The sequence below is a fragment of the Prevotella histicola genome (assembly GCF_055385135.1).
In genome coordinates this window covers 2,001,482-2,024,808 of the sequence record NZ_AP043793.1, presented here as the reverse complement: position 1 = coordinate 2,024,808, position 23,327 = coordinate 2,001,482, and the positions used below count along the sequence as shown (strand labels likewise).

Annotated in this window: 23 protein-coding genes; 12 read left to right on the top strand and 11 right to left on the bottom strand. The window is 39.5% G+C overall.

Translation table 11 applies throughout. The annotated features are described in order from the left end of the window. The first annotated feature begins 6 nt into the window (after positions 1 to 6). Together ACZ48L_RS08170 and ACZ48L_RS08165 are read left to right on the top strand one after the other, a co-directional pair. A complete protein-coding gene (locus tag ACZ48L_RS08170; RefSeq protein WP_025792847.1) occupies positions 7 to 972 on the top strand; it encodes a PstS family phosphate ABC transporter substrate-binding protein in 966 nt (321 codons plus the stop codon). Positions 973 to 1,098: 126 nt separating this feature from the next. Further along, positions 1,099 to 2,514 (top strand): tetratricopeptide repeat protein, encoded by a 1,416-nt coding sequence (locus ACZ48L_RS08165; RefSeq protein WP_025792848.1) that lies wholly within the window; start codon positions 1,099 to 1,101, stop codon positions 2,512 to 2,514. A gap of 323 nt (positions 2,515 to 2,837) precedes the next feature. Here the strand turns inward: ACZ48L_RS08165 and ACZ48L_RS08160 are convergent, their stop codons facing one another. Next, the gene (locus ACZ48L_RS08160) at positions 2,838 to 3,005 is read right to left on the bottom strand and encodes a DUF362 domain-containing protein (protein ID WP_008822033.1); all 168 of its coding nucleotides are present in this window, start codon (positions 3,003 to 3,005) and stop codon (positions 2,838 to 2,840) included. A gap of 813 nt (positions 3,006 to 3,818) precedes the next feature. Here ACZ48L_RS08160 and porT point away from each other — a divergent pair. The 3 genes from porT (at position 3,819) to ACZ48L_RS08145 (ending at position 6,442) form a co-directional block, all read left to right on the top strand. Next, positions 3,819 to 4,565, top strand: coding sequence for a type IX secretion/gliding motility protein PorT/SprT (porT, locus tag ACZ48L_RS08155; protein ID WP_219496953.1), 747 nt, complete (start codon positions 3,819 to 3,821; stop codon positions 4,563 to 4,565). Between the two features lie 210 nt (positions 4,566 to 4,775). Next, positions 4,776 to 5,939 (top strand): ATP-binding protein, encoded by a 1,164-nt coding sequence (locus ACZ48L_RS08150; RefSeq protein ID WP_025792031.1) that lies wholly within the window; start codon positions 4,776 to 4,778, stop codon positions 5,937 to 5,939. Positions 5,940 to 6,109: 170 nt separating this feature from the next. Further along, positions 6,110 to 6,442, top strand: a complete 333-nt coding sequence (locus tag ACZ48L_RS08145; RefSeq protein WP_025792030.1) for a hypothetical protein — start codon at positions 6,110 to 6,112, stop codon at positions 6,440 to 6,442. 442 nt (positions 6,443 to 6,884) lie between these two features. Here the strand turns inward: ACZ48L_RS08145 and ACZ48L_RS08140 are convergent, their stop codons facing one another. Both ACZ48L_RS08140 and ACZ48L_RS08135 read right to left on the bottom strand, forming a co-directional pair. Beyond that, positions 6,885 to 7,724 (bottom strand): bifunctional metallophosphatase/5'-nucleotidase, encoded by an 840-nt coding sequence (locus ACZ48L_RS08140; RefSeq protein ID WP_025792028.1) that lies wholly within the window; start codon positions 7,722 to 7,724, stop codon positions 6,885 to 6,887. Between the two features lie 21 nt (positions 7,725 to 7,745). Then, entirely contained in the window at positions 7,746 to 8,510 is a 765-nt protein-coding gene (locus ACZ48L_RS08135; protein WP_025792027.1) for a 5'-nucleotidase C-terminal domain-containing protein, read from the bottom strand. Between the two features lie 822 nt (positions 8,511 to 9,332). On the opposite strand from ACZ48L_RS08135, the gene ACZ48L_RS08130 reads away from it, so the two are divergent. Together ACZ48L_RS08130 and rplS are read left to right on the top strand one after the other, a co-directional pair. Then, a complete protein-coding gene (locus ACZ48L_RS08130) occupies positions 9,333 to 10,067 on the top strand; it encodes an acid phosphatase (protein ID WP_025792026.1) in 735 nt (244 codons plus the stop codon). Between the two features lie 129 nt (positions 10,068 to 10,196). Beyond that, positions 10,197 to 10,559 carry a 50S ribosomal protein L19 gene (gene rplS / locus ACZ48L_RS08125; protein WP_025792024.1) on the top strand — a complete coding sequence of 121 codons (363 nt, stop codon included), beginning with the start codon at positions 10,197 to 10,199 and terminating at the stop codon, positions 10,557 to 10,559. Between the two features lie 58 nt (positions 10,560 to 10,617). On the opposite strand, the gene ACZ48L_RS08120 is transcribed toward rplS, so the two are convergent. Further along, positions 10,618 to 10,902: a hypothetical protein gene (locus ACZ48L_RS08120; protein WP_008822025.1), complete on the bottom strand. Its 285-nt coding sequence runs from the start codon at positions 10,900 to 10,902 to the stop codon at positions 10,618 to 10,620. Positions 10,903 to 11,215: 313 nt separating this feature from the next. Continuing rightward, positions 11,216 to 11,590 carry a RidA family protein gene (locus ACZ48L_RS08115; RefSeq protein WP_025792022.1) on the bottom strand — a complete coding sequence of 125 codons (375 nt, stop codon included), beginning with the start codon at positions 11,588 to 11,590 and terminating at the stop codon, positions 11,216 to 11,218. A 224-nt stretch (positions 11,591 to 11,814) separates the two neighbouring features. Between ACZ48L_RS08115 and ACZ48L_RS08110 the strand changes: the two genes are divergently transcribed. The 3 genes from ACZ48L_RS08110 to ACZ48L_RS08100 all read left to right on the top strand — a co-directional run bounded on the left by ACZ48L_RS08110 (position 11,815) and on the right by ACZ48L_RS08100 (position 14,777). Further along, positions 11,815 to 13,005 carry a phosphoribosylaminoimidazolecarboxamide formyltransferase gene (locus ACZ48L_RS08110; protein WP_278492678.1) on the top strand — a complete coding sequence of 397 codons (1,191 nt, stop codon included), beginning with the start codon at positions 11,815 to 11,817 and terminating at the stop codon, positions 13,003 to 13,005. 11 nt (positions 13,006 to 13,016) lie between these two features. Beyond that, a complete protein-coding gene (locus tag ACZ48L_RS08105; protein WP_008822022.1) occupies positions 13,017 to 13,202 on the top strand; it encodes a hypothetical protein in 186 nt (61 codons plus the stop codon). A gap of 528 nt (positions 13,203 to 13,730) precedes the next feature. Further along, entirely contained in the window at positions 13,731 to 14,777 is a 1,047-nt protein-coding gene (locus ACZ48L_RS08100; RefSeq protein ID WP_025792019.1) for a hypothetical protein, read from the top strand. 213 nt (positions 14,778 to 14,990) lie between these two features. Here ACZ48L_RS08100 and pgeF read toward each other — a convergent pair whose 3' ends face one another. The 4 genes from pgeF to hpt form a co-directional block, all read right to left on the bottom strand. After that, entirely contained in the window at positions 14,991 to 15,770 is a 780-nt protein-coding gene (pgeF, locus tag ACZ48L_RS08095) for a peptidoglycan editing factor PgeF (RefSeq protein ID WP_025792017.1), read from the bottom strand. After that, positions 15,763 to 16,932 carry a GTPase ObgE gene (obgE, locus tag ACZ48L_RS08090; protein WP_199897299.1) on the bottom strand — a complete coding sequence of 390 codons (1,170 nt, stop codon included), beginning with the start codon at positions 16,930 to 16,932 and terminating at the stop codon, positions 15,763 to 15,765. The genes pgeF and obgE overlap by 8 nt, the downstream gene beginning before the upstream one ends. 116 nt (positions 16,933 to 17,048) lie before the next feature. Beyond that, entirely contained in the window at positions 17,049 to 17,621 is a 573-nt protein-coding gene (locus ACZ48L_RS08085; protein WP_025792013.1) for an adenylate kinase, read from the bottom strand. Then, positions 17,621 to 18,160, bottom strand: a complete 540-nt coding sequence (hpt, locus tag ACZ48L_RS08080) for a hypoxanthine phosphoribosyltransferase (protein WP_025792012.1) — start codon at positions 18,158 to 18,160, stop codon at positions 17,621 to 17,623. Before hpt ends, ACZ48L_RS08085 begins: the two co-directional genes overlap by 1 nt. 159 nt (positions 18,161 to 18,319) lie before the next feature. On the opposite strand from hpt, the gene ACZ48L_RS08075 reads away from it, so the two are divergent. Continuing rightward, on the top strand, positions 18,320 to 19,837 hold the full coding sequence (locus ACZ48L_RS08075; RefSeq protein ID WP_025792010.1) for a bifunctional ADP-dependent NAD(P)H-hydrate dehydratase/NAD(P)H-hydrate epimerase: 1,518 nt from the start codon (positions 18,320 to 18,322) through the stop codon (positions 19,835 to 19,837). A gap of 161 nt (positions 19,838 to 19,998) precedes the next feature. Here ACZ48L_RS08075 and ACZ48L_RS08070 read toward each other — a convergent pair whose 3' ends face one another. After that, the gene (locus tag ACZ48L_RS08070) at positions 19,999 to 21,012 is read right to left on the bottom strand and encodes a class II fructose-bisphosphate aldolase (protein WP_025792008.1); all 1,014 of its coding nucleotides are present in this window, start codon (positions 21,010 to 21,012) and stop codon (positions 19,999 to 20,001) included. A 570-nt stretch (positions 21,013 to 21,582) separates the two neighbouring features. Continuing rightward, complete coding sequence (locus tag ACZ48L_RS08065; RefSeq protein ID WP_262499727.1) at positions 21,583 to 22,293, bottom strand: MIP/aquaporin family protein; 711 nt, start codon at positions 22,291 to 22,293, stop codon at positions 21,583 to 21,585. Between the two features lie 212 nt (positions 22,294 to 22,505). Between ACZ48L_RS08065 and ACZ48L_RS08060 the strand changes: the two genes are divergently transcribed. Further along, positions 22,506 to 23,318 (top strand): Cof-type HAD-IIB family hydrolase, encoded by an 813-nt coding sequence (locus ACZ48L_RS08060; RefSeq protein WP_025792006.1) that lies wholly within the window; start codon positions 22,506 to 22,508, stop codon positions 23,316 to 23,318. The last annotated feature ends 9 nt before the right edge of the window (positions 23,319 to 23,327 follow it).

Here is a 23,327-nt window from a genome sequence, read left to right as displayed (position 1 = left end):
ATTTATATGAAAAGATCCAGATTCTACATAACAGTAGGATTGATACTATCTCTTACCCTTCTAATGTCTGCTTGCGGACAAAAGAAGGCTAAGGATGGTAGAACAGATACACCGACGTCAGGGACGATTAAGTTCGCCTCTGACGAAAGTTTTAGTCCTATCGTTGAGGAATTAGTACAGAACTACCAGTTCCGTTATCCTCAAGCACACTTGTTGCCAATCTATACAGATGACAACACAGGTATGAAACTGCTCCTCGATCAGAAGGTTAATCTCTTTATAACGTCTCATGCAATGACAAAAGGAGAAGATGCCATATTACGAGGGAAAGGTCCTATCCCAGAGGTATTCCCAATAGGATATGATGGAATTGCCTTTATTGTCAATCGTTCAAATCCAGATTCATGCATTACGGTTGATGACGTAAAGAAGATTCTACAAGGAAAGATTGCAAAATGGAATCAACTGAATCCCAAAAACAATAGGGGAGCCATTGAAGTGGTCTTTGATAACAAGGCATCAGCAACATTACATTATGTAGTTGATTCTATATTAGGTGGAAAAAATATAAAGAGTGAGAACATTGTAGCTGCCAAGAACAGCAAGTCTGTAGTAGACTATGTCAATAAAACTCCTAATGCTATAGGTGTTATTGGGTCAAACTGGTTGAATGATCACCGTGACACAACAAACACTACATTTAAGAAAGACGTAACTGTTGCAAGTATTTCTAAAGCTACAGTAGCATCACCCAGCAATAGCTGGCAACCTTATCAGGCTTATTTATTAGATGGAAGATACCCATTCGTACGTACCATCTATGCACTTCTTGCCGACCCACACAAAGCATTACCATATGCTTTTGCAAATTATATTGCGAATCCAATTGGGCAGATGATAATCTTTAAGGCAGGGTTACTACCTTATAGAGGTAACATTAATATTAGAGAAGTGGAAGTCAAGAACCAATAACAAACAAAGACTAAGTAGAAGAAGGGAAAATGCTTCTAGTATTCCAAGCATTTAAACCTTAGGGACCTGATACACGTCTCAGTAATATTAGAACTCACTTGAATAAACGATTAAAAAGAGAGAATTATGAATACGAAGAAATATCTTATAGCAGGAGCACTGGCATTAACGATGTCTGCTCCAGCAATGGCACAGGAAGTTAATTACGCAAAGGCTTTGGAACCAATTACAGCAGCTCTCAAGGCAGCACCAAATGACCCTAAGGCAGCAAAAGATCTCATCAAAGAATATCAAAAGACATTTAAGAAAGATGAGGAAGCCATCGTTGCGTTGGGTAATGTATACCTCCTACAGCACAACTTTACAGAGGCAGAAGCCTTAGCAAACAGTGTAATTAACAATAAGAAATTCAATGGTAGTAAGGCGTATGTCCTTCTTGGTGACATAGCAGCAATCCAAGATTCTATTGGTAATGCTGGTGCAGCAGCACAACAATATCAGACTGCCATAAGTCTTGATCCACACAATGTAACTGCTTATGAGCGTTATGCAAAAGTTTATCGCCACGTAAACTCTAAGGTTGCAGTTGCAAAACTTGAGGAGTTACGCAAAGTTGAGCCAAACTATCCAGTAGAAGCTACAGCAGCCGAGATCATGCTGAACGATGGTAAATATAAAGAGGCTCTGGCATGGTATAACAAGGCTAATCCAGCAAACATGTCTGAAGATAACTTCTACAATTATGGTTTTGCTGCATACATAACAAAAGATTATCAAAAGGCTCTTGACGTTGCCAGGCAAGGTTTACAGAAGTTTCCAAACAGTGAATACCTTAGCCGTATTGCAATGATGGCTGCTGTAGAGTTAAAAGACTATCCAACGGCTATCAGTTTTGCTAACACCGTCTTTGCAGGAAAGGGTAAAAAGGTATCCAATGACTACGACGTATACGCAAAAGCTCTTTGCGGTAACAAGCAGTATGATGAGGCTATTGCTAACGTAAATAAAGCACTTGACCTCGATAAGAACAATCTTGAGCCTATGAAGACCTTAGCTGCTATCTACACAGCACAGGGTAATGAAGATAAAGCTTTAGACGTTCAGATGGAATATCTCTCTAAGAGTAAGAAGGCAACTTCAAGTGACTATGCTGCGCTTGCAAGTACATACATTGCAAAAGCAGAAGGTATTACTGATCGTGCTGCAAAGAATGAAGTCTTAGCCAAAGCTATTGCAGTATACGAAGACATGATAACCAAGTTCCCATCAATATCTGATTGGATTTGGTTGAATGAGGCTAATGCAGCCCAACTCATGAATGATCCAGATAAAGTTGCAGATATATACAAGAAGGTAGCAGCCTTTGAAGAGGCTAAACCAAGTCTTGATGAGGACAGCAAGAGCTATCTTGAGAATGTATACTACGGCTTAGGCTACTACAACTCTAAGAAAGGAAACAAGCAGGAGGCTGATGAATACTATAATAAAGTATTGAAAGTTAATCCTAACAACGAGAATGCCAAGAAGGCATTGGGCATGTAAAGAATTAAAATATACACCATATAAAAGGGCGACAGTCGTATGACTGTCGCCCTTTTATATGGTGTATACAAATGAATTCATTACTCTATGAATAATAAAACCAACCCATAATAAGGATGAAATAAGCAATGATTCTATAATATGAAGGTATCTTCAAAAATATAGCTGAGATATTCTTATATACTATAAGATAGCCCCTCCCCCATTCACAAAGCATTATCTAACTAAAAGAATCCTATCCAGCCACATTCTATACCTCTATAAACGAAAAAAGCAAGTCCTAAGACTTGCCCTATGAATTTAATCAGTAACAGGTTTGAACCTTATGGAAGGCTAATAGCCTCATTAGGACAAACTGATGCACAAGTACCACACTCTGTGCATGCGTCTGCGTCAATCTTATAGATGTCGCCCTCAGAGATAGCCTCTACTGGACACTCATCGATACATGTACCACAAGCGATACAGTCATTGCCAATTACGTAAGCCATAATATAATAATTTATAATGTTAATAATGTTCTTGTATTACAAATGGGTTTAATACCTAAATTTGATGGTGCAAAGTTAGAAATAAAATCTTTAATACCTAAACATTATGAGGAGAAATATAAATATTTAGACGCCATACAAATAGAAATTACAAATAAATAAGAAAGGATTTACCAACAGAAAAACTACATACAGAAATAGGAAACCAAGTAAAATACCAAGCAAAAGGCAATAAAATAATATTACCTTTGTATGACTTTACATGTCACAATATCCTATACAAACCTACCTATAAATAGGTATGAGCATATTACCTTTAAGGAAACATTGTCTCAATGACCAAATAAACCCTATCGATTCCTGGTGATTCTACTTTTAAGCAACTATAGATGGCTACCATTACAACACCCCTTTCTCAAAGCGTTGACCCTAAAATTCTATTTATGCCTACCAATTACCTCATAGATAAAGAGTAAAACGCTACAGGTAAAGGAAAAACTACATAGATGATGAACATAAACTCAATAGGTAAATAGGCAAAAACTTCATTGATGAAGAGTAAAAACTCTATAGATATGGGAAACAACTTCATAAGTTATGGGCAAAATATCTATAGATGAAAGGTAACAACTACATAGATAATGGGCTACATCACCTTTGTTGATAAGCAACAACATACAGGCTGTAAACTAAAAAAGGAACTTCCTTCTACCACGATAATCCATATATAAGGTGACTAAGAATCAACTAACACGTAAAATGTTTAACCAACAGAAATAATAAAATAAAAAGTAAAGCGTTAAAAAGAATAACATGAAGAGAATAATATTATCCCTCAGTCTATTAGCTATTGTGCTTGGAGGTCATGCACAGGAGCGAAAGGTTCAGAACCGCCCCTATACCGATCTACGAGAATTCCACTTCGGAGTCCTTGTCGGTACACACCTGCAGGACCTCGAACTCAATAATGTTGGACCACAGATGATCGACCTTGAAGATGGTAATGGATTAGTTGAAAAGACGATTTCAGCTGATCAGGATCGCTGGGATGCAGGATTTACAGTGGGTGTATTGGGAGAATTACGACTTAATTCTACATTTCAGTTCCGCATCGCTCCAGCCATGTACTTTGGCACACGACATCTTACATTCCGTAATCATACAGACCTAACAGCACAGGGAGAGCCTACAGAACAGGTACAAGAGATGAAGACTGCCTACATATCTTGTGCTCTTGACCTCATTGCTGCAGCCCCAAGATTCAATAATCATCGTCCTTATGTGATGTTAGGAGTCAACCCTATGCTCAACCTTTCTGGGAAAGATAATGACTATATCAAACTGAAAAGAAGTGATGTTTTCTTAGAAGTTGGACTCGGATGTGACTTTTACCTCCCCTATTTCAAACTTCGTCCAGAGCTAAAATTCATGTATAGTCTCACCAATAGTCTTGATAAGAACCATGCAAAGAACCTTAGAGACAGAAATATGCTGATGTATACCAACTCTGTTAATGAGACAAGGGCTAAGATGATTGCACTCACTTTCTACTTTGAATAATCGCTCATAACCATCTTTTACATTTCTATTATCCATTCGGAATACTCAGAAAAGGCGAAGATTGTAGTAATAAAAGCACCCTAAAATCTATGTAAATTTGAAGTTCAACTCCAAATTTACATAGATTTTTCATTAAAAGAGCTCCCTTTTCTTGTTCAATAAGTGTTTTTTATGTAATTTTGGAGTCGTACTTCAAAATTACATAAAGTAATGAATAACTATATACACCGCCAACTAGAGAAAACCATTCTGGAAGCTTCTAAATACTTCTCTGTTATTGCTTTGACAGGACCAAGGCAGTCAGGAAAGACTACACTGCTATCCCAACTATTCCCACTATACGATAAATTTAGCTTAAAAGACCTCAACTTACTGGACTATGCACAACATGATCCTATTGCATTCCTCAACCAAACAGATAAAGGAATGTTTATAGATGAGATTCAAAAATGTCCTCAGTTGCTTGACTATATCCAAGGAATCGTTGACAACGATCCCTCTAGACATTTCCTACTATCAGGTAGCTCGAACTTTGAAGTTATGCACAATCTTTCCGAATCACTTGCAGGAAGGGTTGGGGTTTTCGAACTAATGCCAATGTCTATACCAGAGATTGCAGAACAAACCAACTTTAACAGCCTCAACAACATCCTATATAATGGACTTTATCCTGCCATCTGTTCGGGGAAAAATATTGCTAAATTCTTCTATCCATCATATGTCAGAACGTATTTAGAAAAGGATGTTCGAGATGTCTTAAAGATAAAAGATCAACTACTATTTAGCAAATTCATGAAGATGTGTGCATCACGTATTGGATCCATATTCAATGCTTCTGAGCTGGGTGCAGAGGTTGGTGTTAGCTCCAAAACCATCAGTCATTGGCTATCTGTCCTACAAGCTTCTTACCTCATAACGCTCCTCCCGCCCTACTATGAGAACATACCCAAAAGACTGGTGAAGAGTCCTAAACTCTATTTCAACGACCCTGGTCTAGCCTGTTATCTACTCGACATCGAGACTCCACAACAGTTAGACAGGGATAAGATGCGTGGTGCTATCTTTGAGAATATGATTGTTATGGAGGCCATCAAGCATCGCTATAACATGGGTTTAGAAGGTGGAGTGTTCTTCTATCGCGACTCTAATCAGAATGAAGTTGATATCTTAATCAAGCAGGAAGGAGAGCTAACTGCCATTGAAGTGAAGTCTTCTATGACTTATAGTTCATCATTTGAGAAGACACTCACACAGATTGAAGGCTGGATAAAGACCCCCATAAGTAAGAAGGCTATTGTCTACTCTGGCGACTTTGAGAACTCGAGTGGTGATATCAACCTTATCAACTATCGCCATATTTCTTCCATTCTCTGAGTCTTTATTATTCAAGACAAGGTACTATTTCTCTGTTACAGAGGCTCTCCTCTTCTTTTCTCTATGCCAAACAGGTAGATAATAAAAGATGTTAAAAAAATAAGGACATTGTTTCACAATATAAAAAAACAGTATCTTTGTTGTATTACAAATCGTAAACAAAAGTAGTTATGAGAAAGTTTATTATCCTTCTTTGTGCACTCGTTGCAAGTATAAACATCAGCGCACAGACTAAAGAAAAGCAAGATAGTCTGAACATACCAGTGTTTCTTGTAGATGGAGTTGAGGTACAGAGTATTGATAACCTTGACCAAAAAGATATTATCAGTGTAGATGTCATCAAGAATAGTGCGCTGACAAAAATCTTTTATCCACGCACTGGCGGTATCATTAGCATTACAACAAAATCAAAAAAGTATCTGAAGCCTCTTGTTCAAAAGTATCAGGAAGATATGAAGAAAGCAAAGAGTGACAGGAAGCCTGGGCTGGTTTACATAAGATAAAGGTGCACACAAACACCTTTAATAATACGAGAACACTATCAGACTATAGCTTTTTACATCATAACCAACGTCCAATAGTAGCTGTAATAACCGTCAACTCCTACTATTGGATTTGGTTCTTGTAAACAAAAGAGACCGATTTCCACAAATTATTACCATGAATAAAAGAATTTATTATCGTGAAAAAAAATATTTCTCATCATGAAAATAAATATTTCTTTTCATGAAAATAATTAGTATTAGACCCTCTGCACGCTCTTTTATCTTTCTCTTCAGGCTTATAGAATGGCGGAGAAGGCGACAGTAGAAAGCATCTATTCACATACTCTCAACAATGCCCATAGCGCATGAACGACAATGGGCTGTATCAATAAGATTGCCATTAACAACCTTATTGATACAGCCCACATTATTTATATATAGGTCTTATCGATTGAAAGACTTACTTTTTCTTCTTCATGTCAAGCACCAACTTACCTACATAAATGGCATGCTTACCATTCTGGTCATCACCAACAAGCTTACCATCAAGGTTTTTCACATATTCAAGTTTAGTGAGATAGGTATGTGAATGACCACCAAGAACAAGATCTAAGCCACGCGTACCAGCAATAACTTCTTCGTCACTGACACCTTCTATATTCCATCCGAGGTGAGAAATACAGATGATAAGGTCGCATTTCTTACGTTTCAACTCGTCAATAACCTTTTGTGCACACGCCACTGGATCATTATAAACAATCTTACCATAGTTTGCTTTCACAACCAATCCATCCAGCTTTGGTGCAAGACCGAAGACTCCGATCTTAATACCATTGCGTTTAATGATAACATAAGGCTTTACCAGCCCTTGCAGAGGAGTACCCGTAAAATCGTAGTTGGCACAAACAATAGGGAACTTAGCCATCTTAAAGAGCCGTACCATATTATCCATACCAAAGTCAAATTCGTGGTTACCTATCGTTGCAGCGTCATAATGCATCTGATTCATCAGCCCCACTTCAACGTCCCCTTTGAACATAGTATAATAAGGTGAACCTTGCGAAAAATCACCACTATCAAAGAGTAACAAGTCAGGTTGCTTCTCACGTTCAGCCTTTATCATTGCCACACGACGCACGAAACCGCCACGACCAGCCTTCATCGTGTCAGCAAGATTCGTATTAAGAGGATAGATCTGGCTATGTGCATCATTCGTATGCAGAATTGTTAACTGCTTTGTTTGTCCAAATACTAAGGCTGCAACTAAGCAGAAACTTATCAATAATATATTTCTTTTCATCTTCATCAACTCTTGAAATGATTATTCAACACGAATACGTCCCTCTTTATGAGCGTTCACTACCTTACCTTGAGCAGTCTGTTCCTTAAAGTAGTTCATAATAATAAAACGGGTATTATTGCTGCTCTCTTGTGGAGAAACAACATTAGTAGCCGACTTGAAAGCCTCCATCTTATCATTACCCTGCGCCAGATAATCAAGTGTTGCAATGCGATAAGATGCCTTTGGGTCTATTTCTTTACCATTCAAACGAGCCGATTTCAACTTATGATCACGTGTGAAAACAAGTTCCACACCATGACTAACGGCTTCACCACCCGTATGAGCCATCTGCGAAAAGAGCTCTAAGACCTTTGCACCAGTAAGTGTCACAAAGCAAATCTTATTTTCAAACGGAGCAATATCAAGCACATCACCATAGGTAACCTTACCTTTCGACAGTGCCGCACGGATACCTCCCATGTTATAAACACCAAAGTCAACCTTCTCATGATAGTCCTTAGCACCCCAAACCATAATATCCGCCAAGAGATTAGACAAATCACTCTCTGGCCGATGTGCTGTCATATCATGATCAACTTCTCCCACGACAGGCCCCATCACAGAGTCTACCTGGTGTTTATAAGGTTCCATAAACTTTGCTGCAGCTGCATCCGGAGCAGCATCATAGCGACTATCAACCAAGATACGCGTACGCTTTACACTTGCTAACTCATAATGAGAAGCACAGCCAGTACCCATTAACATAGCTGACAAGCCCACGAGATATACCGTTTTCCTGTACATAATATAGTATAAACATTAATGATATTGCAAAAGTAAGAAAAAAAAATGAATCAAAATAAAATACCTATAGCAAAGATTTGCTTTGTTCGAACCGCATCAAACACATGAGGATTTCTCATTCACATCGAACGATGTTTCTGCAAAAGAAGCATATTATAATACAAGTAATCTATACTTGTTTTGTAAAACAAACTTACCCTTGATTTTCAAAAGAGCCTCTTTTGCCTTCTAAAAGATGCCCTTTTGCAATGTAAAAGGTGCCCTTTTGCAGTGTAAAAGACGCCCTTTTACATGGCAAAACATGCTCTTTTACAAGCTCATTCATAACCACCTGTATATAAGAAGGTTACAAAACCATAAAAAGGCCATTTTCAATCATTCTACACTTAACCATCCCTCTCAATTTGTTAGTTTATTTTACCACAAGAAACAACACCCCTCATGGGTTTTATTTTCTCTTCTCATACCTTATTATATTTCATGTACTCATCATGATTAGCCCCTCCCCTGCTCACCACTTAGTTTTGAATTAGACGAGGAAAATGAATACCTACAAGGTTGTATCTACACTGAATTTCTGTTCTGTTTAGCCTCTCAAGACGAAGAAGACAACCATTAAAATAACGCTAATCCATTGGAATATCTATAGAATTCCTTACTTTTGTAGAAGCAAAACATTCTTGTAATGGAATCATTGATACGAGGATGGAGAGGCAGACAAACAGATAACCCCACAGTAGGCAGGGCAACAAAACAAGTGTATTAAGTGAAATTCAGACAAATAACAATACATTTTAAATCGTAATAAAACTATTTATCAAAATGAAAAAAAGTTTATTCGTTAGTATCGTTATGCTATTCGTAAGCATAACCGTTAATGCTCAGGATTACAAAAAACAGTCATTCATCCCTGAAGCCGACATGCCTGATGCCGGAAATTACCTCCCTGCCCCACCCGACACAGCATCTTATCAGTTTGATTATGACTTCCGCCAGTATTGGTGGGGGCGCAAGATGAGAGAGAACAAGGAACGTGCAGCACAGGCAAAGTTCGATGCAAACTTTGATGTAGACTCCGTATTGGTTGGTTTCGCACCATCCTTCGGCATGCTTATCACCCCAGAGAAGACTCCAGAGACTTATAAACTGATGTGCATGATAGGTATTGATGGCAATCACGCCGTTGACCGTGCCAAGGCAAAATACATGCGTAAGCGTCCTTTTGCACAATTTCATGAGCACACATTGCAGCCACAGTTCGAAGCAGAACTCATCAACAACGGCTCTTACCCATCTGGTCACACCTGCCGTGGATGGATCTTTGGACTGACATTGACAGAGTTGAACCCATCACGTGGCAATGAAATCATGAAACATGCATATGAATATGGACAGAGTCGCGTCATCTGTGGCTATCATTATCAGAGTGATGTTGATGCAGGTAGGCTCTGTGCCAGCGTTGGTTATGCTGCCGTCCACTCATCAGAAGGATTCCAAAAACAAATGACAAAAGCCAAGAAAGAGATTGCTAAGATCCTGACAGCAAACAAGAAATAACCCATTAATCCTTTGTTCATTCGGAAAAAAGCCGTAACTTTGCACCGCTTTTCGGCGTAACCGCTGATCGTGGAAGAGTCATGGATTATGTTACGTTGGAACGACAAACAATATTTAATTAATAAAAAAATGGATTTAATTAAAGTTGCTGAGGAAGCATTTGCAACCGGCAAGCAGTTCCCAGAGTTCAAATCTGGTGACACTGTTACTGTCGCTTACAAAATCGTCGAGGGTAACAAACAGCGTATTCAGCTCTACCGTGGCGTAGTTATCAAGATTTCTGGTCATGGTGAGAAGAAGCGTTTCACTGTTCGTAAGATGTCAGGCACCGTTGGTGTTGAGCGTATTTTCCCAATTGAGTCACCAAATATCGATTCTATCGAGGTGAACAAGCGTGGTAAAGTTCGTCGTGCTAAACTCTATTATCTGCGTAATCTTACAGGTAAAGCTGCACGTATCAAGGAGAAGAGAACTATCTCTACAGAACAGTAATCCCTTGGAAATGCAAGAAAATAAAAAGTCCGATACCAATAAAGGTGTCGGACTTTTTTTAATCTTCATAGTTCAACTTAGCATCATTGTCACCATGCAAAGCCTTACTTAGGTCTTTCCAGCTTTGGAATCCAGCGAAGAGAGCCAGCCTATCCAACGTCTTTTTGGAAGGTTTCTCTTTGCCTTTAAAATAACCTATCAGTCTTTTCAGTGATGTAGTTCCCAAATTGATGTGGTAAACCGCAAGCCTACTTGATAGTTTTTCCAAATCAGAAACTAGTTCTTTACGCACTTGAGTCTTATGCCCTAGTTCCTCAATAATGGCTCTAAACTTCTTTTTCATCTCTCATTGAAAGCATTACTAACATGCTACAAAAGTAATAAAAGATTAGATAAATACGTAATATTCAAGGAGTTTTTTGTGTTGTGAATAGAGGAAAAAGGATCCTTTATTACCATCATTCTTTGGTGACCTTAAAACAATAAGCCCACTAAAGAGTATTCAAAAACAACTGAAAGACAACATAGAACCCGATTAAAAGATAAATAATAAAGCCTCTCTTATGATGAAGAGAGGCTATTATTGATGTTTGAAGAGTCTCTCCTTACGCCTAAATAGGCTATTGAGAGGCTGAAAGTTTTTTCTGCAAAGGTAATTATTTCACAGCAATACACTCTACTTCAACGAGAGCTCCCTTAGGTAAAGCCTTCACAGCTATGGCAGAACGAGCTGGATATGGCTCTTTAAAGAACTCAGCATATACTTCATTCATAGCTGCAAAGTTATCCATATCAGAGAGGAACACTGTTGTCTTCACAACATGAGAAAGGTCTACACCTGCTGCAGCCAGCACGTTACGTGCGTTTGTAAGTGATTGACGTGTCTGCTCTTTTACCCCACCTTCAGCAAAAGCATTGGTAGACGGGTCAATAGGAAGCTGACCAGATGCAAAGATAAAACCATTGGCTTCGATAGCCTGACTGTAAGGTCCAACTGCTGCTGGAGCCTTGTCTGTGTGTAATGCGTGCATGTCTTTAAGATTTAAAAGGAGTTAGAGACGTTAAAGAAGTCATCAGAAGCAATGCTAACACCTCTATTCCTTATATGTTAATACTGTTATTTACGACTGTAAAAGTACTACTTTTCTATAAAAGGAACAAAGCAAAGCTGTGAATTTTATTGAATAACGGCTAAGGAAAAAGAGCTATTCAATTATTTTTCGTTACCTTTGTACCACCAATTTACATATACCACATAAGTTATATGAAAGAATTAGCTCTTAAGTACGGATGCAATCCGAACCAGAAGCCTTCACGTATTTATATGGAAGAAGGCGAACTCCCAATCACAGTTCTCAGTGGTCGCCCAGGCTACATAAACTTCCTTGATGCGCTAAATAGCTGGCAGCTCGTTAAAGAACTGAAGGCTGCAACAGGTCTTCCAGCAGCAGCTTCGTTCAAACATGTCAGTCCGGCAGGTGCAGCTGTAGGCTTACCTTTGAGTGATACACTGAAGAAGATCTACTTCGTTGATGATGTTGACTTCGAACTTACACCACTTGCAAATGCTTATGCACGTGCACGTGGAGCCGACCGCATGTGTTCTTATGGTGATTTCTGCGCCCTCAGTGACACCTGCGACAAGGAAACAGCATTGCTCATCAAGCGTGAAGTGAGTGACGGAGTCATTGCTCCAGACTATACGCCAGAGGCTTTGGAGATTCTCAAAGCAAAGCGCAAAGGGGGATATAACGTTATCAAAATAGATCCGAATTACGTCCCTGCTCCTATCGAACATAAGCAAGTGTTCGGTATAACATTTGAACAAGGACGCAATGAAGTGAAACTTGACGACCCAAAACTCTTCGAGAATATCCCTACAAAGAACAAGACTTTCACGGCAGAAGCCAAGCGTGACCTCATCATCGCACTCATAACATTGAAGTATACACAAAGTAATTCAGTCTGCTATGTGAAGGATGGACAAGCAATTGGTATCGGAGCTGGTCAACAAAGCCGTATCCATTGTACTCGTCTAGCTGGTAACAAGGCTGATGAATGGTGGTTACGCCAGTGTCCTAAGGTGATGAACCTCCCATTCAAGAAGGATATTCGCCGTGCTGATAGAGATAACACTATCAACATCTACATCTCTGATGAATATGAAGATGTGCTACAAGATGGCGTATGGCAGCAGTTCTTCACCGAATGTCCGGAGCCTCTCACACGTGAGGAACGCAAGGAGTGGATTGCCAAGAATACGGGAGTAGCACTCGGTTCGGACGCTTTCTTCCCATTCGGAGATAACATTGAACGGGCACATAAGAGTGGAGTTGAATATATTGCGCAGGCTGGTGGCAGTATTCGTGATGACCATGTCATTGATACTTGCGATAAGTATGGCATCGCAATGGCTTTCACTGGAGTACGTTTATTCCATCATTAAACTGATTTTGTATGAGTGAAATAGATGATATTATCGAAAGCGGAATGGTCTTCCGAGGTGCATCAAAGCCCAAAAGTGATGATGGAAAAGTGAAGACCAAAGCCAAGAAGAAGAAGTATATTACTGGTGCTCACGGTTCTGGCAGTGCTAAACAGAAGGCAAAATACCGCCAGCAACGTGCCAACCGACACAAATAAATAAAACAACAGACGCCCTCATTCATCCAGTTTCTATCAAAGAGAGATGGAGGAATGAGGGCGTCTGTTATTGATCAAATATACTTAGTTAATAATAACGAAAAGTTAAACATTTTGAAGAAAGAGTTAACAGCAGAGGGAAAGTAATCCTATTTGATAAATCTATTAATACAAACATTATTGAAACCACAGCCTCTATCGAATTATTTTTATGAAAGGAAATATTTATTTACGTGAAAATGATTCTATGATGATCATAAATAAACTACTTAAAAGAATGTAAATACAACTTTATAAAGTAAATTATCTGCTTAATAAACATCTTCATTACAAAATAAGAACACTTTCATATATTTTTATTAAAAATATTTTGTTCTATTTAATATTCTTTGTATCTTTGCATATGTAGTTTTCTCTTAATCCCTATATATACTTTACATACTATAAAAGCTACTCTGGAACGCTGGATGAGGAATAAGTTATATCTATAAACAATAACTATTATAAACCATATAATCTCACAACTAAATGGCAAACGACATCATTATTAATATAAAAGATTTACAGCCAAAAGAGAACAATGAGGATGTATATTCTGATTTTTCTTTACCATCTTTAATCAGACCTATAATGAGTGATAAGACGGAGAGTATTATCAAAATGTTCTTTGATACTATACACTTGGCTAGTATATATGAGAAATTAAATCAAAACGAATATATTCTTAAATTTACCGAAGAAGTAGAAGCAGGATTGAGAACAGGGAAATATACTCTTGACATAAGAAAAGATGGCTCTGGATTTACTCCAACAGCTCGCGAAGAAAATGGATTATTCGTAGGACAAGGAGTTGTAAAGAAAGGGATTGATAATTCTGCTTTGTCTCAGGTAATGAGCAACTACGCAATGTATGCTATGCTACAAAAAATATCTACTCAACTAGAAGAAATCGATCAAAAGGTTGATATAATCCGTGAAGGGCAAGCTACAGACCGTGTTGGGAATATTATTGGTGCCTTTAGAGCTTATGTCATAGCTTATCCAACTTTCTTAAACGAACAAGAAAAAAGAAATGCTTCTTTTGAAGTATACAAAACTATTAGCCAAGGTTTACATCAAGTACATTTTGAACTGGACACTATAGCCAAATATCTTGATAAAGCACCAACAAGCTATGCAGATATCGGTCTTCAGTGGCTTAACCTGTTTAACTATGTAGTAGATAAGAAAGAAAGGATGTATCATACACTTGTATACGGCTTATACAAATACTATAATATGATTAAACTTTCAGATATCATCCTTTTAGATCGTGGTGCAAATGAAAATGTTATATCAAGAAACCACGAAGCAATTGAGTCCTTTTGCACTAGAGTCTTGAATAAAGAGTTAGACGAAAAAGCTAAGTTTTTAACAGGAGGAAATATAAAAGAGTACTTAGATATTCAAAATAACATCTATGAATATAATGATCATATACAAAAAGCACTAATTCCTGCATATAATACAGCTTTGAACCTTGAAATAAAAGTTGATTCTGCAACAATAAATAAAATAATGAATAATGGAAAATAAAAAGAAACTTCGTCCAGCACAGATAGAGAAAGCTATAAAAGGCGCTCTCACTGCTGCCTTAGCAATAGTAATAATTGTTGTGAGAAGAAAAAAGTTATAAAAATAAGAAAGGTTATTATTATTCCTTTTTAGTTTACTCTTACAAATATTAGGAACATAATAATCTTTCTTTACTCTACAAAGTAGCTTTATCAAATATAAGATACCAATAAATTATTTCAAGGCTATACCTGTGTAAATAGTGCCAAAACCTTCTTTAAGAATACGCGCTGAAAAGAAGTCGGAAGCATTATCATAGGTGCAAATTCCTACCTGAAGAATATTAGAAGAGGGTACACCAACTTCTTCTAATTGAAGTTGATTGCAGAGCGGAAGGTCTATATGCCATTTCTCATACATACGTGCTATGCGCTCCATAGGGAAGCTTTCTGCAGCAAAAGTATCATAAACCTCCTGCCCTACCTCAAAGTTTTTCTCTGAAATACATGGTCCTATAACAACTTTAAGGTCTGAAGGCTTCGTACCATAAAGTTCTGTCATGTGCCTCAAAGTATGTTGAACGATACGTTGCACCGTCCCTCTCCATCCGGCATGGGCTGCTCCTATGGCGTGATGAGTGGGATCGTAGAAGAGAACAGGGACACAATCGGCAGTGTGAACACCAATACAAACATTACGACAATCAGTAATAACGGCGTCTTTTCCCTCTTCCTCTTCTGTTTGTTCAGCGTTTGATAATTGGAAAAAATCGTCTGTTACTGCCAAGCAATGCGTCTCATGTGTCTGATGCAGACGTACTATTTTATCCGCAGCAACACCTATCTCGGTTGCAACAGCTTGCAGATTTGCAGTAACAGCAGTAGGATCATCACCACGATAAGGGTTGATATTCAGTGTTGCAAGCTTCCCTTTGCTCACGCCACCATGCCGAGTTGTACTGAAAGCTACAACCTCATTGGAAATATCGTAATAATGTAGTACAGGCTTAATCATCGGTATATTCAAAGTCATCAAGGTCTTCCACCTCATCCAGTTCATCAATACCTACTTCTTCAACATCATCAATATCAGCATCCTCCGCAGCCAATTCTGCAGCAAAACGACTCATATCTTTATCTCGATGAACGAGTGTGTCCTCAGAAGTTATCTCTTGCAACTTATTGCTTTCAGAGTTTAGTTCCTTCCAAAGGATATCCTTTAAGTCATCAAGTCCTTGACCAGTCACTGCAGAAATGAACACTACAGGAAGGTCATTGGGCAATGTCTCTTGCAACATTTCGATAAGTTCCTCGTCCAGTAAGTCACACTTTGTAACAGCTAAGACACGATGTTTATCAAGCATTTCAGGGTTGAACTGCTTCAATTCATTGAGTAGAATCTCATATTCCTTCTTGATATCGTCCGTATCACCTGGTACCATGAACAGCAAAAGAGAGTTACGTTCAATATGACGAAGGAATCTCAGACCGAGACCTTTACCTTCACTTGCTCCCTCGATGATACCTGGGATATCAGCCATAACGAAACTCTGGTTGTCACGATAGCTGACAATACCCAGCGATGGTTCCATTGTTGTGAAAGGATAGTTGGCTATCTTAGGCTTTGCACTTGAAAGAGAAGATAATAAAGTAGACTTGCCAGCATTCGGGAACCCCACAAGACCGACATCAGCTAAGAGCTTCAGCTCAAGTATGATGGTCATCTCCTGCATGGGCTCACCTGGTTGGGCGTAACGTGGAGCTTGGTTTGTTGATGTTCTAAACTGGAAGTTTCCCAATCCACCTCGGCCACCTTTCAATAGTAAAACCGTCTGTCCATCATGCATAACATCGCAGACATATTTACCAGTCTCGGCATCATAGACTACAGTACCACATGGAACATCAATATAAACATCCTTGCCATCCGTACCATGACACTTATCTCGCCCTCCGTTGCCTCCATGTTCTGCATAGACATGACGCTGATATTTTAAGTGAAGCAGTGTCCAATAGTTGTGGTTACCACGCAGATAAATACTTCCGCCCTTACCACCATCACCACCATCAGGGCCGCCATTGGGATTATACTTCACATGACGCAGGTGCATAGAACCTCTACCACCCTTACCAGAACGACAGTAAATCTTCACATAGTCTACGAAGTTACTTTCCATTATATATATTGTAAAAGAAGCCTCCCCAAGCCCTTCCAAGGGAGTGAATGTCTGATTACCTCAAGTAGTAACTTCAACATCTCTTCCTTTGGGAGTGCTTGGGGAGGCCTTATTTATTATAGTTGTTCTAATACATTCTTGATGCGTGCGAAGATTTCTTCAACTGTTCCGAGACCTTCTACATGATGATGAATACCCTCACCCTCGTACCATTCAATCAATGGAGAGGTCTGTGTATGGTAGACATTGAGACGTTTCTTGATTGTTTCTTCATTATCGTCAGAGCGACCACTCTGCTGTCCACGAAGAACTAAACGCTTCATCAATTCATCTTCTGGTACGAAAAGTTCAATCATGGCAGCTACATTGTGTCCACGTTCAGCCAACATCTTCTTCAAAGCCTCTGCTTGTGGGATCGTACGTGGGAATCCATCGAAGATAACACCTTTATGATCCTTGCCGAAACTATCATATACACTTGCAAGAATGTCAACCATCAGCTCATCAGGAATCAGCTGACCATTATCAATGTATCCCTTAGCAGTCTTTCCAAGCTCCGTACCATTCTTAATCTCATTACGGAGAACATCACCTGTAGAGATATGACCGAAGCCATACTTTTCAATCATCTTGTCGCTCTGAGTACCTTTACCAGCACCTGGCGCACCAAAAATTACAATATTCTTCATTATTCTTTTACTAAAGTATAAATATCTCTTAAATTGCGACCTTCCTGGTCATAGTCAAGTCCGTAGCCTACAATGAAATCATTAGGAATCTCAATTGCAGCATACTCTATATCCAATGGTACAGTAAGTTTGCCTGGTTTCAGCAGTAAAGTACAGATATGTAACCCGGCAGGCTCACGTGTCCCAAGTGTTTCAAGCATACGTTTCATCGTTGCACCAGTGTCAACAATATCTTCAACAATGATGACTTCACGTCCACGAATATCCTCATTCAGTCCTATAACCTCCTTAATGGTGCCTGTAGAGGTAGTACCTTGATAGGAAGCTAACTTCACAAAAGATATCTCACAGGGGATATTAATGTGCTTCATCAAGTCGGCTGCATACATGAACGAGCCATTTAGAACCGCGAGAAAGAGTGGTGTCTTTCCCTCAAAATCCTTATTAATACGATCAGCAACCAGCTTTACTTTCTTTAGAATCTCGGCTTCAGGAATAGAAGTCTCAAACGTTTTATCCTTAATTGTTACTCGACTCATGTCTAATATATATTTGTTTCGCACAAAAACTAAAACAAACGAGGGGCAAAAACAATTCACCCCTAATTCATCAAGCATAGCTTATTTTCTGCAAAATTACGAAAATTATAACAAACATTCCCATACGATTAGCATTTATTTTGTAAATTTGCCCACGATATGAAGATATTTACAAGTACCCAGATACACGAACTGGACAGATACACAATAGAGCACGAACCCATCAAATCGATTGACCTTATGGAGCGTGCTGCTAAAGCTATTACCCACGCAATTACTGAAGAATGGTCTACTCATACGCCTGTAATTGTCTTTGCGGGTCCCGGAAACAATGGTGGTGATGCTCTTGCTGTTGCCCGACTGCTCATGATTGAGGGCTACAAGGTGAAAGTTTATCTCTTCAACATCACCAATCACTTGTCTGAAGACTGCATAACGAATCGACAACGTATCCTTGATAGCAAGCTATCAAAGAACTTCACGGAGATTACTGCTAAGTTCGATCCACCTGAACTGAATGCAGACACACTTGTCGTTGATGGCTTATTCGGTTCTGGACTCAACAAACCTCTTGCCGGAGGTTTTGCTTCTTTGGTGAAATATATCAACCAAAGTCCTGCAAAAGTTGTTAGTATCGATGTTCCATCGGGACTAATGGCAGAAGACAACACGTATAATGTACGGGCAAACATTATCCAAGCCACACTAACACTGACCCTTCATCAGAAGAAACTGTCCTTCTTCCTTGGAGATGCACAGCAGTTCATTGGAAAAGTCAAGGTTTTAGACATTCGTCTCAGTCAAGACTATATTCAGAATACGGAAGCACAATACTCTGTCATTGAGGAGAATGATGTGCGTGCCTGCCTGCTACATCGTGATGATTTTGCCCATAAAGGTGATATGGGAAACGCACTGATCGTTGCAGGAAGCTATGGAATGTCGGGGGCTGCTATACTTGCTACTCGTGCTTGTCTTCGTTGTGGTGTGGGAAAAGTTACGGTACATACGCCAAAAAAGAACTATGATATCATGCAGATCTCCGTACCAGAGGCCATCATGCAGATGGATCATGAGGAGACGGCATTCACTGAAGCCGTTGATACTGACGACTTTGATGCACTTGGAATAGGACCTGGGCTTGGAAGGCAAGAGCCTACAGCGATTGCAATGATTGCTCAAATACGAAGAGCACAATGTCCTATTGTTGCTGATGCTGATGCCTTGAATATCCTATCCAGCCACCGCGCATGGATGCAACAACTACCAAAGGGGATCATCATGACGCCACATGCCAAAGAATTGGACCGTCTGACAGGGTCACCAGCCAATGCAGACTTCGAACGTTTACAACGTGCAAGTGAGTTAGCACAGTCTATTCAAGCTTACATTATATTAAAAGGACACAACAGTGCACTCTGTTTACCTAACGGAAATGTTATATTCAACTCAACAGGTAACAGCGGAATGGCTACTGCTGGTAGTGGAGATGTACTGACAGGTATCATCACAGCCTTACTGGCACGTGGCTATAACCAGAAACATGCATGTACTGTTGGAATGTATTTACATGGCTTAGCTGGGGATTTAGCAGCAAAAGACTTAGGAAAAGAAAGCTTAATTGCAAGTGACATCATAGACTATCTTCCACAGGCCTTCAAGCATTTAGACGATTAAAGATCGTATAAAACAAAAGCATCCTTACTTTGTACATAAAAGTAAGGATGCTTTTTTCATGCCAAAAACTATTGAACTATAAATAAGAAAGGCGGTAACATCCATCAAGGATATTACCGCCTATATTGTTTTTATTCAGCTAAGCTGATATCAACTGCTGATTAGTCACAGTTAACAAGCTTATTCTCTGAGCCAAGTACATCAATGATCTTGTGCTTGTAAAGATCCTCCATGTACTCACGAGCCTTACCACAGTACTGACGTGGGTCGAAGTATTCTGGATGCTCATCGAATGTCTGACGAACACCTGCAGTGAATGCAAGACGAGAGTCAGAGTCAATATTGATCTTACATACAGCACTCTTAGCAGCCTGACGGAGCTGATCCTCAGGAATACCAACAGCGTTTGGCAACTTACCACCGTGCTCATTGATGATATCAACATACTCCTGAGGAACTGAAGAAGAACCATGGAGAACGATTGGGAAGCCAGGAAGCTGCTTCTCGATAGCTGCGAGAACGTCGAAAGCCAATGGAGGAGGGATCAAACGACCAGTCTTCGGGTCACGTGTACACTGCTCTGGAGTGAACTTGTAAGCACCGTGAGAAGTACCAATAGAGATAGCCAATGAGTCACAACCTGTACGTGTTGCGAAATCAACAACCTCTTCAGGCTTTGTATAGTGAGAAACCTCAGCTACAACGTCATCCTCAACACCTGCGAGAACACCAAGCTCAGCCTCAACAGTTACGTCATACTGATGTGCATACTCTACAACCTTCTTTGTCAAAGCGATATTCTCCTCATATGGAAGAGCAGAACCATCGATCATTACAGAAGAGAAACCAAAGTCTACACAGCTCTTACAAGTTTCAAAGCTGTCACCGTGATCAAGGTGAAGAACAATCTCTGGATGATGGCAACCTAACTCCTTAGCATATTCAACAGCACCCTCAGCGAGGTAACGGAGCAAAGTCTGGTTTGCATACTTACGTGCACCCTTAGATACCTGAAGGATAACCGGTGATCTCAACTCAGAAGAAGCTTTGATAATAGCCTGCAACTGCTCGAGGTTATTAAAGTTGAATGCAGGAATAGCATAACCGCCTTTGATTGCTCTCTTGAACATTTCACGTGTGTTCACGAGACCTAATTTCTTGTAATCTACTACCATAATTATTTATTATGTTTAAAAATGAATAACTTAATGCCTATTTACACGTGCAAAAGTACGGTTTTATTTTCTGATTACCAAAACATGAAACCTATTTATAGAGCCCTAAATGTTAAAATCATACAGAACCAGTACCTAATAAACAACTTCTTATTAAGATTGACAATCATAGATTACATTCCCCTGTAAAACATAGGCTGTACCTTTAATCCAAAGAGATTGCTTTCGTGTTAATAAGTAGTTCACGCAGCAAAGACCTTGTTAAAAACGTAAATAAAGAAGAGAACACGGTTCAACAGATGAATATTACGACTTTAAAAGATACTACATCATATTGGTGTTAGCGCTTAGCACGGATGGTGCGGGGCGTCAGCACGAGTGGTGTTGCATACAAGCACCAGACGTGCTGACGCCTAGCACAAACGCCAGATGGCGTATGAGACTATAAGAGACATCATCAATAGGGAACAGAAAAGACTGTATTAGTAGTAAATAAATACTCTTAATACAGTCTTTATCTATATATGACAAGGAGCTATCAGCACCTTATCAATCGGAGGAAAACGACCCTTATTTCTCCTCTGGCTCTATAACACGCCAGATAACAGAAGCTAAAGCAGCACCAACAAAAGGACCAACGATGAAGATCCAGAGGTTACTAAGTGCTGTGACTGGACCACCAATAAACTGTGCAAAGATAGCTGGACCTATTGAACGAGCAGGGTTTACAGATGTTCCTGTATAACGGATACATACCAAATGTACGAGGATCAGTGACAAACCAATTGCCAATCCTGCGAAATTGTTTGTTGCTCCGTTTGTCTTGGAAGTAGCACCAAGAACAACAAGTACGAACACACAAGTGAACAATATCTCTGCTATCAGCCCGCCAGTAACGCTTACGCCACTCTGTAAACCATTAGCTCCCAAACCTGCACCAGCTGCTGCGAAGTCGGTTCCTGTAGTTGAAACGAGCAGACATAGAAGTGCTGCACCAATCAAACCACCTATCACCTGAAACAACATATACATGGTACAATCCTTAGCGCTCATTCTTCCACTGAGGAAAACACCCAATGTTATGGCTGGATTGATGTGACATCCTGAAATACCACCTATTGCATACGCCATTGCTACTACTGATAAACCAAATGCCATAGCTGTTCCAATCACAGAGGCATGGTCATTAACTGGGTCACAAGCTAAGGATACTGCAACGCCACAGCCCATAAGAACGAGGACCATAGTACCTACCATCTCGGCTAAATACTTCTTCATAATTTTCTTTTTGTTAATTAATTTATTCGTTTTTTATCTTCAAATAATCTTTGAAGGGGTTAATCTTTTATATCGGTGCAAAAGTAATTATTTTATTTTTCTATAGCAACTAAATTATGAAATAATAACTTTACATCGACAGAATTAAGCTCAAATCAGTTGAAAAATAGTACCTTTGCAGCCAGAAAACAATGAATAAGAAAAGTAAACTACGTATGAAATACAAGATGATTGTGCTGGACCTGGATGGTACTTTGACAAATAATAAGAAGGAAATAACCCCTCGAACAAAGGAAGCTCTCATGAAGGCACAAGCCAAAGGGGTAAAGATTGTACTGGCATCGGGGCGACCAACCTACGGAATCATGCCCTTGGCTGAGGAATTAGAACTGAAGAAAAACTGTGGATTCATACTTGCTTTCAATGGAGGGAAGATTATAGACTGCTCGGATTGCAGGACTATCTTCGAACAAAAGTTAGACGAAACGCTCGTACCCCTACTCTATCATGTTGCAAAGGAAGCAGGAATGCAGATCCTTACATACCAAGGTGAAGGTATAGCTGCCACGGATAAGAATGATAAATACGTACAAGAGGAGGCGCGCATCAACAAAATGCCAGTTGAAGAATACGACGATTTCCTCCAGCAGTTGGTCTATCCCGTCAATAAATGTCTGATTGTCGGTGACCCAGATCCCTTGCATCAGTTGGAAATTAAGCTAAAGAAAGAGTTGGAAGGCAGAATGGATGTGTATCGTTCAGCAGATTATTTCCTTGAATGTGTGCCACTCGGTATCGACAAGGCACGCTCTCTCGACCGTCTTATTACCACACTTGGCATCACAAAGGAGGAAGTTATTGCATGCGGAGATGGATATAATGACCTCAGCATGATAAACTTTTCTGGCCTTGGAGTGGCTATGTCGAATGCAGCAGATGACATAAAAGCCCAGGCTGACTACGTCACTTTATCCAATGAAGAGGATGGAATTGCCCATGTTGTGGATAAGTTCATCCTCTCCGAATAGTGCTATCAG